12 protein-coding genes are annotated in these 14,306 nt (G+C 65.4%); 7 read left to right on the top strand and 5 right to left on the bottom strand.

The features are described from left to right. Positions 1-31 precede the first annotated feature (31 nt). Together ACUKCB_RS18445 and ACUKCB_RS18440 are read right to left on the bottom strand one after the other, a co-directional pair. Positions 32-511 carry a hypothetical protein gene (locus ACUKCB_RS18445; protein ID WP_473036852.1) on the bottom strand — a complete coding sequence of 160 codons (480 nt, stop codon included), beginning with the start codon at positions 509-511 and terminating at the stop codon, positions 32-34. A 142-nt stretch (positions 512-653) separates the two neighbouring features. Next, positions 654-1,118, bottom strand: a complete 465-nt coding sequence (locus ACUKCB_RS18440; RefSeq protein ID WP_473036851.1) for an ATP-binding protein — start codon at positions 1,116-1,118, stop codon at positions 654-656. Positions 1,119-1,466: 348 nt separating this feature from the next. Between ACUKCB_RS18440 and ACUKCB_RS18435 the strand changes: the two genes are divergently transcribed. After that, positions 1,467-2,333: a helix-turn-helix domain-containing protein gene (locus ACUKCB_RS18435; protein WP_473036850.1), complete on the top strand. Its 867-nt coding sequence runs from the start codon at positions 1,467-1,469 to the stop codon at positions 2,331-2,333. Further along, positions 2,323-2,733, top strand: coding sequence for a DUF397 domain-containing protein (locus ACUKCB_RS18430; RefSeq protein ID WP_473036849.1), 411 nt, complete (start codon positions 2,323-2,325; stop codon positions 2,731-2,733). The genes ACUKCB_RS18435 and ACUKCB_RS18430 overlap by 11 nt, the downstream gene beginning before the upstream one ends. Before the next feature lie 180 nt (positions 2,734-2,913). Here the strand turns inward: ACUKCB_RS18430 and ACUKCB_RS18425 are convergent, their stop codons facing one another. After that, the gene (locus ACUKCB_RS18425) at positions 2,914-3,456 is read right to left on the bottom strand and encodes a class IV adenylate cyclase (protein WP_473036848.1); all 543 of its coding nucleotides are present in this window, start codon (positions 3,454-3,456) and stop codon (positions 2,914-2,916) included. Between the two features lie 31 nt (positions 3,457-3,487). After that, positions 3,488-4,603: a radical SAM protein gene (locus tag ACUKCB_RS18420; RefSeq protein WP_473036847.1), complete on the bottom strand. Its 1,116-nt coding sequence runs from the start codon at positions 4,601-4,603 to the stop codon at positions 3,488-3,490. A 157-nt stretch (positions 4,604-4,760) separates the two neighbouring features. Here ACUKCB_RS18420 and ACUKCB_RS18415 point away from each other — a divergent pair, with 157 nt between their 5' ends. Continuing rightward, on the top strand, positions 4,761-6,035 hold the full coding sequence (locus ACUKCB_RS18415; RefSeq protein ID WP_473036846.1) for a helix-turn-helix domain-containing protein: 1,275 nt from the start codon (positions 4,761-4,763) through the stop codon (positions 6,033-6,035). Here the strand turns inward: ACUKCB_RS18415 and ACUKCB_RS18410 are convergent. After that, positions 5,994-6,539 carry an NUDIX hydrolase gene (locus ACUKCB_RS18410; protein ID WP_473036845.1) on the bottom strand — a complete coding sequence of 182 codons (546 nt, stop codon included), beginning with the start codon at positions 6,537-6,539 and terminating at the stop codon, positions 5,994-5,996. The genes ACUKCB_RS18415 and ACUKCB_RS18410 overlap by 42 nt on opposite strands. Positions 6,540-6,898: 359 nt before the next feature. On the opposite strand from ACUKCB_RS18410, the gene ACUKCB_RS18405 reads away from it, so the two are divergent. The 4 genes from ACUKCB_RS18405 (at position 6,899) to ACUKCB_RS18390 (ending at position 14,225) form a co-directional block, all read left to right on the top strand. After that, complete coding sequence (locus tag ACUKCB_RS18405; protein WP_473036844.1) at positions 6,899-8,371, top strand: ATP-binding protein; 1,473 nt, start codon at positions 6,899-6,901, stop codon at positions 8,369-8,371. Positions 8,372-8,435: 64 nt separating this feature from the next. Beyond that, on the top strand, positions 8,436-11,216 hold the full coding sequence (locus ACUKCB_RS18400; RefSeq protein WP_473036843.1) for a Z1 domain-containing protein: 2,781 nt from the start codon (positions 8,436-8,438) through the stop codon (positions 11,214-11,216). Then, the gene (locus tag ACUKCB_RS18395; RefSeq protein ID WP_473036842.1) at positions 11,213-12,223 is read left to right on the top strand and encodes a PD-(D/E)XK motif protein; all 1,011 of its coding nucleotides are present in this window, start codon (positions 11,213-11,215) and stop codon (positions 12,221-12,223) included. Before ACUKCB_RS18400 ends, ACUKCB_RS18395 begins: the two co-directional genes overlap by 4 nt. Then, a complete protein-coding gene (locus ACUKCB_RS18390) occupies positions 12,216-14,225 on the top strand; it encodes an AIPR family protein (RefSeq protein ID WP_473036841.1) in 2,010 nt (669 codons plus the stop codon). The genes ACUKCB_RS18395 and ACUKCB_RS18390 overlap by 8 nt, the downstream gene beginning before the upstream one ends. Positions 14,226-14,306: the final 81 nt, after the last annotated feature.

Raw genomic sequence — 14,306 nt, 5'->3', positions numbered from 1 at the left:
TCCGGTGGCTTCCCGGCTCGCGCTCCTCGGTTCAGCCGACGGTGGCGAGGTAGGTGCGGATCACCGCAGCGAGGTCGTCCATGTTGTCCGGGTCTTCTGACACGGGGCGTGGCGGATCCTGCGACGGGTTGGCCAGCAGGTCGCCTTCGGGTATCCGGGGGAGGGGAACCAGCGGTCGTGGTTCGGGCGGTGGGGGCATGTAGGGGCGGACCAGCGAGCTCGCGTCCTCGTCCGGGCCGGTATCGCGGTAGCCGTTCGCACAGCGTGCGGATGTCTTCGACAGTCGATGGTCGGGGAAGACGCCGGGTTCGCGCGCGAGGCGCGTCGGAGTGGGTGCGGCAGGCAACCGGGGACGGTCGGGCGCCGGTGGAAGCGCGGTCCGCTCCCACCTGGGTGTCTGGGGGACGAACACGAACGTCAGGGCCGCCGCCAGCAGTGTGGCGGCGACGGCCCATACCTGTTCGGCCAGGGTTCGACGTGGCCTGCGGTGTCGCCCGCTAGGCTGATGCATGATGGCCTCCTGCTTTCTCAGGTGGTTGTCGCGCCCCGGCCCGGTGCTCCTAACACCGGCTGGGGCATCTTCGTGTGTGCTGTTCGGGCGGGTGTCAATGGCCCCTCGGGGCTGCGCTTCCCGCCGATTCGGCGCTCGGGGTTCAGACGTCGTTGAGGTCGCGCTGGGGATCGATGAACGCCCACACCGTCAGCGGACCGTTGGGACGGTTGGTCCACCACCACTTCTTCGAGAGCGCAGTGACCACGGTCAGGCCGTACCCTTCGGCGTTCAGCTCCTCGGAGCAGTTGGGCACGCCGGGGTAGGTGGGCGGTCGGCCAGCGCGGGGCCCGTCGTCGGTCACCCTCATCAGGACGAAGTCGCCGGGCATGACCTCCAGGGTGATCCTGACCCGCCCGCATCGACCTCCGGAGGCCGTGTGCCTGACCGCGTTGGTGACCAGCTCGCTGGCGACAAGTACGACCGGAGCGGCCCGGTCCTCGTTGAACCCGGTGGCCTTCCGGCACCAGGCGCGGATGCGGGCGACCTGTTCCGGCCTCCCGTCGAAGTAGCCCGTGGCCTCCCCGCGCCAACGGTTCCTGGCTCGTGCCGCATCCCCGCGCGGCACAAGCTGGTTATTGTCTGGCCCGCGCCTCGGTCGTGGGATCTCGTATCCGGTCATCCATGCCCTCCGAGCGGCGGTAGGAGTTCGCTCCATCAGACGAAAGCGTGCGAGTTGGGCCCTCGCCGCGCAGAGAGGTCTCCGGTGCGCCAGATCGGTCAGCCGCACCTGAAGCCGCCCTGGGCTGTAACCCTGGGTGTGGAAGAGAACACGCTTGCGATCAGAACCATGATGCAGCTTGAAAATATTCTCTGCAACCTTCTCTAGAAAATATTTTCAGGAAGATGCAAGGGTCATGCGAGACAATGAGCGACGATCTGAGCCAAGCCCGAGCCGATCAGGATGGGTGCACTGATGACCGAACGCCATGCCCCGGCGGCCAGCCGCCGCAAGCTGGGGATACTGCTTCGGCAACTCCGGGAGAGCAACGACTTCACCGGCGAGCAGGTCGCGAAGCAGCTTCGCGTGCGCTCACCGAAGATCTACCGGGTCGAGGGTGGCAAAGTCGTTCCCACTCACCCCGAGCTGACCATGCTCATGGACCTCTACCAGGCCACGGAGGAACACCGGGAAATTCTCCTCCAACTCGCGGAGGAGGCGCGGCGCAAGGGCTGGTACGAGTCCTATGAGAGCGTCCTGCCGCCCAAGTTCGAGACCTATGTGGGCTTGGAGTCGGACGCCACGTCCCTGCGGGCGTACGAGCCCAGCCTGGTACACGGCCTGCTCCAGACGAAGGACTACGCCCACGCCGTTCTCACAGCGGGCAACCCGGCCGAACACCCCGACGACATCGATCTCCTCACCGACCTGCGGCTGCGTCGGCAGGAGCTTCTCACCCGTGAGCACGACCCGCTTCAGTTCTGGGTCGTCCTGGAAGAGATCGTGCTGCATCGTCCTGTCGGAGGTGCTCAGGTCCTCGCCGAACAATTGCGCCACCTGCTCGCCGTCGCCACGGAACTGCCCCACGTGACCATCCAGATCATCCCTACGTCTGTGGGGGCCCACGCGGGGCTCGCGGGCTCCTTCAGCATCCTGGAGTTCGAACCGTCGTCCCCTGAAGTGATCTACGTGGACAGTCACGGAGGCAACCTGACACTGGAGAAAACCCGCGATCTACGCCGCTGTAAGCTCCTCTACAACCACCTTCTCGCCGATGCCCTCTCCACGAAGGAGTCGGTCCAGCTCATCAAGGCCGCTTTGGAGGACACCCGTGAACCGTGAACCCGAAGCCCTCACTATTCAGCACACCGAGCCGGTCACCGCACCCTGGGTCAAGGCGAGCGCGAGCACGAGTGCCCAGGGCTGCGTCCAGGTGCGGGTTCCACGTGCGGGCCTGATCGAGGTCGGAGACACCAAGAACCCCGACGGCCCCACCATCACTGTCTCCGGCGCTGACTGGGAACACTTCCTCACCCGGGTCATCCGAGGCGACACCACCGGTTCCGGACGGCTGAGAGCTGAGTTCCTCCCTGAGGGCGGTTTCACCCTCACCGACACCGCCACTCCGAACTCGCCCGTGCTCGCCTACACCAAGGCCGAGTGGGACGCCTTCAAGCTCGGTGTCGACGCGGGAGAACTCCGCAGTGGCGCCCCGGACGGAACCCTTGTCGGCGGGCGATAGCTACGAACTGGTGCGATAGGCACGCGGAGAACTCGATGCGCGGCCTTGAGTGGCACAAGGGCGAGAGGTTCAGAGGCGCCAGGGTTTATCAGTCCCGGTCTCTTCCAGTCCCTGTCCACAAGCACGAGGGCGGGCCGCGGTACGCCCACCGCGTAGGGGCGGGCGCACCGCGGGCGTCGCTCATTCCATATCGAAGCGCAGGTTGGTGATGGTGGAAAGGTCGATGCCGTAGCGGGCGTAGACCTTGGTGGTGTTCTCCCCCGTCAGCTCCGCCTCGTCGTAGCCGAGCAGGGCCGCGACACGTACCACTTCGGCGCGGCTGTGTGCTTCTATCTCCAGATAGGCTGGGATTCGCGGCCAGGTATCGATCTCCAACTGTGCACCGTCGAGGGTGAAGCTGCGGCGACGGTTCTCCTGGTAGGCCTTGGGGGTGTAGCCGAGCCTGTCCAGGAGGGCGTTGGCGGTCTCGAAGTCGCCAACTTCCGTCTCGGTCTCGCGGGTGCCGCCGATCGCGTCGGAGTCGATCTCCTTGACCGTGAGCGTGACCTGGCTTCCGGTGTCGCGCAGGCGTACCCAGCGAGAGGCGTCGCCGGGTTCGATGTCGTAGACGTAGCGCCGTTGGAGTACTTCCCCGAGGTCGGAGCCGCCCTTGTCCAGGATGAGCCGGGCTACCTCCTCGGGTTCGATGTCCAGGGCTTTGGCCTCGTACTCGATCGCGCTCATGTCGTCGGGTTCCCTTCCTCGCGGTGCGCGGTCACCGGAGCGGTGATGGAGGTGTGTTGTGGGCAACTTCCAGCCTGTCACGGTCTGCCTGGCGGAAGCGGAGGATCTCGGTACTCACGGGCCCGTCGAGGAAGTCCTCGATCGGCTCGCACAGGTCCATGCGTTGCAGGCACACGCCGACCAGATGGTTGCCTGAGCGGTCCCGGTACAGGCGGAGTCCGTAGAAGCCTTCCTGGCAGTCGGCGTCGTTGTTGAACCGGCACCCCTGGCATGTGGTGGGCAGTCGCACGGGACGGATCCATTTGACGTGGATACGACGTCGTCCGCCGTCGATGCGGTAGGTGGTGCGCGCGCCGGAGGCTCCTGCCGTGAGGTGATGGGCCTCGGCTACCGCACCGCGTTGGTCCAGGACCTCGTTGATGGCGTCGATGGATGGCTGGCCGTGGTCGAGGGAGTTGAGCAGGCGCACGGACAGTTCCGGCGCGTAGGTGTCCAGGAGCCGGTGGACACGGCCGATGTGGGTGTGGTCGAGGACCACGATGTTGGCGCTGGCCCGGACTCCGCTGTCGACGCAGGCCTGGATGGAGGCGTTCAGGGCCTCGATCTTGGCTGCGGCCTTGGCTCGGTCACGGAAACGTGTGTGTTGGACCTGGGCGAGTTCTTCGGGGGTCGTGCCGAAGACGGAGAAGTTGACCCGGTCGAGCCCGGCGTCGGCGCAGGCGGGGATCTGCCGGGCCCCGTTCTCGCCGTTGGAGGTCATGCACACCCGGTATCCCTGGTCAGCGGCGAGGCGGACCAGGTCGGGCAGACGCGGGTGGAGAGTGGGCTCGCCGCCGGTGAGGTGGAGTTCGGTGAACCCCATGCTCTTGCGCAACCGGTGCAGGGCGTGGGCGAAGTCCTCGTCGGGTGGGATCGTGCTGGGCAGGAATCTAGTGCCGTTGGTGGCGGCGTAGATCGACGTCCTTCCGGAGCTTCCGGAGATCAGGAAGGGGCCGGGACCGCGGTGACGGTTGTCGACCACGACAGGTGTGCCCTCGTTGTGGCAGAAGGTGCAGGTCATCCCACAGGCGTCGAGGATCTTGACGCGCAACGTGGTGTCGGTGTCGATATGCGCCGGAAGTGAGTCGGCAGCTGAGGAATCATCCATGAACGGGCTCCTGTGACGGCGCTCGCGATGGAGCGGGAGGGTGCGTCACAGGCGACGATCCCGTTTCGGGTGCCGCCCTTCCCATTCCCAACGGATATCCCCCTCGGGATAATCGAGGCCGTGTCCAAGTTCGTCTCCGAAGGGATGGAAGGAAGCGATGCCTGGTCATTCCTGGGGGAGGATCGAAATTCCGGTCCGGGTATGGGAACGGCAGGACGTGCAGCGGCTCCTGCGTGAGCGTGACATCGCCGGCCTGTTCCGGCTGGCGCAGGCGCATGGAGCGAGCCAGACCCGGATCGCCTCGGCGACCGGCATCGCTCAGGGACGTGTGAGCGAGATCCTGAACGGGAGGAGGATGGTCAGCTCACTGGAGTTGATGGAGAGGATCGCCGATGGGCTCGCCACGCCTGACCCCTCCCGGGCACTGCTCGGACTGGCTCCCCGACAGACACCCCTGGCAACAGAGCGCTCTGCCGTCGCTGGAGACACCAACCCTGCCCCTCGTCCAAAGACCTCGGGCGTCGATGAACAGGTACGAGAGCGCCTGGAGATCGCGTCCATCGACAGCGCCCTCGTCCGCCTCTTCGAGGAGCAGACCCAAAACCTACGGCTGATAGACCGCAAGCTGGGTGCCCACTACCTCCTCGCCCAGAGCCAGGCCCATGTCCAGCAGATGCACGAACTGCTGCGTCAATCGATCCCCGGCACCGTGCGGCGCGGTCTGGCTCGTGCCCTGGCCGAGGCGGCGTCCCTGACCGGATGGCAGGCACTCGACGCAGGTCGGCTGGCGACGTCCTGGGGCTACTACGAGATCGCCAAGTCCGCTGCTCAGGAGAGCGGGGATCCGACCGTCCTGGCCCACGTGAGCGCCGAACAGGTCTACGTGCTCCTGGACAGCGGGCGAAACGGTGAGGCACTCGCGGTTCTCAGGGCGACGCATGACGGCGAGGGAAAGTCACTACCAGCATTGTTGCGCTCGTGGTTGTGGGCCGCTGAAGGGGAAGTACGCGCCTCCCTCGGCCAGGAACCGGAATGCCGGAAAGCCTTGGATCACGCCTTCTCGCTGCTTCCCCAACAGCCCGATGACCCATCGCTACCGTTTCTCATGTTGGACGACACCCATCTCATGCGCTGGCGGGGGCACTGCCTGGCGCGTCTTGGGCACAGCGAGGCGATCGAAGACCTCACCCGAGCTCTTGATGACATCGCCCCATTGGGGTTGGGTCGTGCCGAGGCCGGGCTGCGCACCGACCTCGCCGTGGCCTACTCCGCCAGCGGAGACGTCACCCAGGCCCAGCGGCAGGCACGGCGCGCTACCGAACTCTCCGAGCGGTCCGGTTCCGTCCGCCAACGTGCCCGCCTGACCCGGCTCCTGGGACCTTCGTCCCCGTCAGGAGGCCAGGAGGTGGAGCAGGGCGACGAGGGTTCCTGAGCTCTGCACCCGTCCCTCGGCGACCAGGCTACGGGCCTTGGTCAGGGGCACCCACTCGTAGACGCCCTCGTCGAACTCGGTCGGATCCGCCACCAGTTCGGCGCCGCGCCCCACGAAGACGTGGTGAGGGCTTCGGACCGTGCCGATCATCGGCTCGAACGTGGCCACGTGCTCCACCGAGGAGACTCGGTGCCCGGTCTCCTCCAGCGCCTCACGGGCAGCCGTCCGCTCCGGAGCCTCCTCGGGATCCAGTAGACCTCCGGGCAGTTCCCATCCCCACACGTCGGGCACGAACCGGTGCCGGTAGCTCATCAGGACGTGTTCTTCGGCCCGGTCCAGGATCGCGATCACCGCAGCCGATGGCAGGGTTACCGTGTGGTGCTCGAACCTGCTCCCCGAAGGCGTGGTGATGTCGGCCTTGCCCAGCCGTACCCACGGGTTGTCGTACAGGGTGCGCTCACCGTGCACCAACCAGCGGCCCTGGTCGTCCTCGCTGCTCTCCATGCCCCGAAACTACCGTTCGAAGGTGTGCGCAGAAGGACCTGGCCCGGCTCCGTCGCCCCCTTGAGACTGACAGACAGGGTCGCGGCTACCAGTTTCACTCGCTCTACCTTTCGGACGTCCTGAACTAAGCGAATGCCGACCCTGCCCGAGAGTTAATCGGTCGCGATCGACGGTGGCGCGGAACCATCTGGAGACTATGGGAAGGTCCTCATCTGATTGTCGAACATGTCATAGAGTGCGTTGAGAGGGCTATATGGTCTCGTGGCGTATGAGGATCGTCGGTGCTCTCGTCTGTTTCGCACCATCTTCTGCAACCCGACGTCCTGCGACAACAATGGGGAAGAGAACTGGGACTGAGCGTGACTTACGAAATCGCGGCCCCGGAACCGGGCGGCATGGTGGCCTCACTCAGTTCTCTGGGATATTCGCTGCCGGCCGCGATCGCGGACCTAGTCGACAACAGCATCTCCGCAGGCGCACGGAACATCGACGTCGAGTTCACCTGGCATGGACGGGACTCATGGATCGCTGTCGTCGACGACGGCAGGGGGATGACCAAGAAAGAGCTCGTCACCGCCATGACCGTGGCGGCGCGTCCGTTGACACCGCGGGCGCCCACCGACCTGGGCCGCTTCGGGGTCGGCCTCAAATCCGCGTCGTTCTCCCAGGCCAGACAGCTCACTGTGGCCACGGCCACCGAAGGCGTGTGGAACGTCCGGACATGGGACCTGGACGTCGTTGAGGAGTCCGGCGAGTGGCGGCTGCTGCACGGCGCAGACAGCGAGACAACGACGCTTTTGGAGAGGATCTGTCGCTCCCCTGTCAAAGGCACTGTCGTGCTCTGGCGAAAGCTCAACGGCTATCACGTCGACGACGTGACCGAGGACGACGAGCGGACCCAGGGCCAGTTCTACGGAGAGGCCAGACGCACTGAGTCGCACCTCGGCATGGTCTTCGCGCGGTTCCTCTCGGGCGCCCGGCGTCGCAACCTGAGGATTGCCGGTGAACCCGTCGAACCATGGGACCCCTTTCTCGCAGGTCACCCCTCTGTTCAGCGCCTCCCGGTCGAGGAGATCCCCGTCGGTGCCAACTCCGTACGGGTGGAGGCGTTCATCCTTCCCAGCTCCCAGCAGCTCACCGGCAACGACTACGGGAGCGCCGGTGGCCCCAGCGGCTGGTTGGACCAGCAGGGGTTCTACGTCTACCGCCTGAATCGCTTGATCCTGGCGGGTTCCTGGCTTGGACTGCGCGGCATGCGCCGTGAGGAGAAGTTCAACCTGGCCCGGATCGCTGTCGACATCTCCGCTGAGACGGATGCGGAGTGGGGCGTCGACGTTCGCAAGTCCAGTGTCGTACCACCCGTCGGCCTACGCCCACACCTTCGCCGGATCGCTCAGAGGGCACGGGCACAGGCCGCCGACGTCCTGCGTCACCGGAGCCAGATCGCTGCCCGTACACACGGAGATCCCCTTCTGTACGCATGGAAGGTCCGCCGCGCTGACAACCGGGTCACCTGCAGAATCAACCGAAGTCACCCTCTGGTCGCGGCCGCGCTACGTTCGGGCGGTGGTAGCCCGGAAGGCGTGCGGGCCCTGCTCCGCCTCCTTGAGGAAACCGTGCCGGTCACCGCTCTCCGTGTGATGCACGAGACCGACACCAGGGACGACCCGGAGCCTTTCGGGGGACGAGGGGAGGCCGACCCCGAGGCCACGGAAATCGCGCAGCGAATCTACGAGGCGATGGTGTCGGACGGTCGCTCACCCGCCGCCGCGAGGGAGAGACTGAGGGTCATGCCGCCCTTCGACCAACTCCAGGGGTTCTGGAGCGGATGAGTCCGCTGTCGGTGACTCCCTCTACCCTGATCGATACCGTCTCCGTCCCGTTGGAGGTCCCCCAGTGAGCGTCGATCCTGACGAGTCTCTCGAGTCTCTCACCACGGCCAAACGTCTGGTTCTTGCCATGCTGCCACCGGACCGCCAACCGAGCCCGGACGAGGTACAGGACGCAGTCAACTCGGTCTTCGGAATGTTGGCAGGGCAGGGAAGGGTTCTCGACCGGGATCAGCTGGTCAAGGAGATCGAGGTTCTGGCAGCGGTGTTCCAGGAGGGATCCTCGGGACTCCGGAGTGAAGAAGGACACGAGCCATGGTTGCCCGAGGCCAGGAACGACCGTACCTGGGACTTCTGGGATCGCTACAGGTGGTACCTCGAGGACGTTCGGCACATGCCGCGCCAAGTCGTGCGGCGGCTGGACCAGAGCACCGACGAGGTGCTGAGCGAGTTGGAGGACCCGTACCGTCCTGGCCCCTGGCGTCGAACGGGCCTGGTGATCGGTCAGGTGCAGTCGGGTAAGACCGGTCAGTACATCGGCCTCGCCGCGAAGGCCGTGGACGCGGGATACCGGTTCGTCGTGGTCCTCGCCGGTATCCACAACGACCTCCGGAGTCAGACCCAGCTGCGCATTGACGAGGGGCTCCTGGGATTCGACACACAGCACCAGACGCGCTCTAACGAGGACGGTAACTCTCGCCTCATGGGAGCGGGGAAGCTGCCCCTGACCAGGAAACTCGACATCGCCTCACCGACCAACAGCTCGGAGAAGGGGGACTTCGGTCGACAGGCGGCAGCCGCGGTCAACTTCCCCCTCGGGAGCTTTCCGGTCGTCCTCGTCGTCAAGAAGCACTGGCGCATCCTGGAGTACCTGCGCACATGGGTGACGGACGTACACGGTGAGGAGAACGAGGCGGGGCGCAGGATCGTGCGTGACGTCCCGCTGTTCGTTATCGACGACGAGGCCGACAACGCCTCGATCAACACGACCCGTGATCCCGAGGCGGATCCGACCAAGACGAACGCGGCGATCCGTGAGCTCGTGAACAGCTTCGACAAAGCGGCCTACGTCGGTTACACCGCAACTCCCTTCGCCAACATCTACATCGACCCGGACGTCAACCACGCCGATCTCGGAGCGGACCTCTTCCCCGACAGCTTCGTCCGCAGCCTTCCGTCACCCTCGAACTATCTGGGGCCCGAGCGGGTCTTCGGACTGCAGGTCGAGGACGACGACGAGGAGGACACACCGTCACTGCCGCTCGTACGCCACGTAAACGACGCGGATGTCTGGCTGCCGAGCAAGCACAAGTCCGGTTTTGTTCCGTCCGACGACCTTCCACGGTCCCTGCGCGACGCGATCTCTTCCTTCGTGCTCGCGTGCGCGGCGCGCAGAGCCCGAGGCCAGACGAAGGTGCACAACTCCATGTTGGTGCATGTCACCCGTTTCACCGCTGTGCAGGGCATTGTTCGTGACCAGGTGGACGACCATCTTCGACTTGTCGTGGACACGCTCCAGGACCGGTACGGGAAAAGCTCCGAACTCCGAGCGGAGCTCCGGGCCCTCTGGGAGAGGGACTTCGTTACCACCACGACCCACTTCCCTGCGGACGAGGCCGAGGTTCTGGACTGGGAGCAGGTCTCCGGACACCTCCTGCCAGCTCTTCGGAAGATCCAGGTCAAGACGGTGAACGGCACGTCGAAAGACGCGCTCGACTACCACGAGAACCGTAGGAGCGGCCTCTCGGTCATCGCCATCGGCGGACAGAAGCTCTCCCGTGGCCTCACACTGGAGGGCTTGACAGTCAGCTACTACCTTCGTGCCTCCAAGACGTACGACACCCTGCTCCAGATGGGCCGCTGGTTCGGGTACCGGCCGGGCCACGAGGACCTGTGTCGGCTGTACACCACACCCGCGCTCGAAGCCGCGTACGTCGAGGTCACCGCCGCCACCGACGAGCTGCGCAGGGAGGTCGAGGAGATGGCAGCGCTCAACCTCACCCCGAGGGACTTCGGGTTGAAGGTTCGCGCCTCCTCACTGGGCCTTGCGGTCACCGCCGCCAACAAGATGCGGCAGGGCACGAAGGTCATGCTCAGCTACTCCGGAGAGGGGCCGGAGACGGTGCTCTTCGACGTCGCTGACAGGACCGTCGAGCACAACTTCACCGCGCTCGAGAACTTCGTCCGACGGCTCGGGCTCGCCGCCGAACCTGACCAGAAGGTCGCGGGCGGCAACGTGGTGTGGAGGGATGTCTCCCCGGAGATGGTCTCCGACTTCCTCTCCGGATACGAGACCGACCGCATGGCGCAGAGGGTTCGTCCGAGATTCATCGCGAAGTACATCGACCAGTGCGTGAAGGTGGGCGAGCTGAGCAGTTGGACGGTGTGTCTGGTCGGCAAGGTTGCCTCGGACCATCTGCAGGAGATCGCCGGGCACACCGTCGGACTGGTGACTCGCGCACCGCTCAACCCCGGCTTCGAGACGGAAAGGCGGTACACGATCCGTCGTGTGCTCAGCCCGAAGGACGAAAGCCTCGACCTTGACGACGCGCAGTGGCACAGGGCACACCAGGCAGCGATAAAGGTTGCGGAGAAGAAGGAGAAGGAAACGATTCCGAAGGCTCCCTCGGGCAGTTACCTGCGGCGGCAGCGTCGGCCAGACCAGGCGCTGCTGCTTGTCTACCCGATCGAATTTCCGGGATCACAGCCTTCAGGGACGAGGAAGCCGCTCGTGGGCTTCCAGGCGAGCTTCCCCCGCTCCAGGTACCAGTCCGACACCGAGTACGTCGTCAACAGCACCTGGTTGCGAGAGGACATCTACACCGGCGACGAGGAGGACGAGGGGTGACCATCACCGAGGACGAGTGGCGTGAACTGGAAACCCCTCAGGACACCCCCGGGAGGTCCAGGATTCGTCTGTATCCGGACTCGTCGCTCGACATCTTCCTGTCCGTCTCCCATCCCGACCGGCAACGCATGCTTGTTCTCAGAGCCGATGCCCGTTCTGCGGACCACATCGTGCGATCTGTGGGGCGACTTCCGCGGGCGGCCGGACTGGAGATGACCCTGAGTGCGGTGTCCCGTACCGAGTACGAGCTCCAGGTGACCCTGACCGCGAACGAACTCCGCGAGGTGTTCAATCCTCTGGTCACCGACGTCGCCGACACCGCCAGGGCGGCTCCGAGTGCTGCTGCCGCCCTCACCGCCGCGGTGAACAGGTTCGAGAGGTGGCAGGATCTCCTACGTGCGGTCAACAGGAACGGTCTGGGCTTCGAAGCGCGTCTGGGACTGTACGGCGAACTGCTGCTGTTCAGAGACCACGTTCTCCCCGCCCTGGTTCAGGTGGAGGCCGTCGAGACGTGGACCGGGCCAACGGGGGCCAACCAGGACTTCCACCTCCCTGAGGTGGCGATCGAGGTCAAGGCCAGCACCGCCAAGCGCCCTCAGAGCATCCGCATCGCCAGCGAGAGGCAGTTGGACGGTACCGGAACGCCCGCGCTGCTGCTGGCGCTTGTGATGCTCGACGAGCGGCGCGGCGGATCGGGGGAGAGCCTGAACGGGATGGTGGACCACATACGAGAGCAGCTCACCGGTCCAGCCGGACGGGCCCGGTTCGACGGCCGACTCATCCAGGCCGGATACCTCCCCGGGCAGCGCGACCTCTACGACGAACCTCGTTACACCCTGCGCGAACTGCGGTTCTGGCAGGTTTGGGGAGATTTCCCCAGAGTCGTCGAGTCGACTCTTCCCGAGGGAGTCGGCGACTGCACTTACCACGTGAGTACCTCCGGGCTGGAGCAGTACCGTGCCACGACCGACGAGGTGACCGCACTGATCGGGGGAGCACATGCCTGAGACCAACCTCACCGAGTTCTCCCAGGGGCTTGTCGCGGACATCCAGGCAACAGCCGACGCCGAGGGAACCACCACTCCGGAGGCGTTCACACGTCGCGTGTTCGAGGACCTGGAACAGGCCGGCGTCGTGTCCAACACCTTCACCGCCTATCACCGGGCGCATGGACACGAGGTGCACGGGTACGGCATCGGGGAGTCCGGGGGATGTCTCGACCTGTTCGTCACGGACTTCCAGCTGAACCCGTTGGAGGACCGGCTCACGAAGAAGCAGACCGAGGCCCTCTTCAAACGACTCCTGAACTTCGCACGCAGGAGTCGGGACGGGCTTCGACAGCACGTCGACAGGTCCTTCGACGTCTACGACATGTGCGCGGCGGTCGAGAAGGCACTCGCCGAGGTGCAGAGGATCAGGCTGTTTCTGCTCAGCAACCGTGTCAGTACCTCCACCGAACTCCCATCCACCGAATTCGATGATCTCCCGGTCACCCACGAGGTGTGGGACTTGGCGCGGCTGCACCGCCACGAGACGTCCGGCAGCCTCAGCGAGCCCATCATGGTGTCCTTCGACCCGCCGTTGCCGTGCGTCTCCGCGTCCAGCACCGAGCCGGACCACTCCGTGGTCCTGTCGGTGGTGCCGGGGCAGAGGCTCGCCGAACTGTACGGAGAGTACGGCACACGGTTGCTCGAGCTCAACGTCCGCTCGTTCCTGCAGGTCCGTGGTGCGGTGAACCGCGGTATCAGGGAGACACTGCTGCACGCGCCTGGGAGGTTCCTGGCCTACAACAACGGCATCACGGCGACGGCCTCCCAGGTCGACCTCGTTCGCGGCCCGGACGGTGAGGCGACCGGTGTGGCCCGGGTACACGGACTCCAGATCGTGAACGGGGGGCAGACGACCGCCTCCCTGTACCACGCCCTGAGCCGAGACAGGGCGGATCTGTCGCAGGCCCAGGTGCAGATGAAGCTCACGGAGGTGGCCCCGGAGCGCCTGGCGAAGATCGTCCCGAAGATCTCCGAGTACTCCAACACACAGAACCGTGTGACTCTGGTCGACTTCAGCTCGAACCACGAATACCACGTGGCAGTCCAGCGCATCACCCGGTCGCTGTGGGCCCCGGCCATCGACGGGAGCGGGCAGGAGACACACTGGTTCTACGAGCGCGCACGCGGTCAGTACGCGGACGAGGTTGCGAAGGCCCGCACACCCGCGAAACAGCGCCACTTCAAGAAACTGAACCCAACCAAGCAGAAATTCACGAAAGCGGACCTTGCGAAGTTCGTTCACTCGTGGAACCAGTTCCCCTACCTCGTCAGCCGAGGAGCACAGAAGAACTTCTCCGAGTTCATGCTACGCATCGAGGAAGTGCCCCCTCGCGTCGACGTTCAGTACTGTCACCGCGTGATCGCGATGGCGATCCTGTTCAAGGCGGTGGACCGTGTCGCGGCGGCCCACGGGGCTGGCAGCTACAAGAGCATGGTCACCACCTACACCACGGCACGCCTTGCCCTCGCCACGGACAGGCGCGTCGATCTCGACAGAATCTGGCGGGAACAGCGGATCACCCCTGCGCTCGCGGACGCCATCGACAAACTGTGTCCCCGCGTCATGCGGGTTGTGACCAGGCCGAAGGCGGGCAATCACGCGGGTGAGTGGGCCAAGAAGGCCGAGTGCTGGGACGCGGTGTCCCGAATGCCCTGGACTCTGCCCCACACACTGGAGGCGGAGCTGCGGGACAGCCCTCTGGACGAGGCGGCGCTTGCGGGCGGTGCTGGGACCGAAGCGGGTGTGAGCGAGGACGTAGCGCTGATTCCTGTGGAGGAGTGGTACGCGATGGAGAACTGGGCCAAGGAGACCCGGAACCTCGAACCCTGGCAGCGTCAGCTCGCCCAGTATGTCGGTAGGCGACTCGAACTCGATCAGGAGATCCCCGAGACCCACGCACTGCAGGCCGTGCACGCGCGCCATGAGGCCTTGTCCCTGGGTTTCAACCCCTGCCCTTAGACGGTTTGGTGCGCACCCGTCAAAGCTGTTCCCAGCAGCTCGATGGAAGGTTCGGCACGAACTTGGTCGTCGAGCTTGAGG

The organism is Nocardiopsis moroccensis (genome assembly GCF_055763695.1).
Note: the sequence above shows the minus strand (reverse complement) of the source record. Positions and strands in the feature narration are given on the sequence as shown.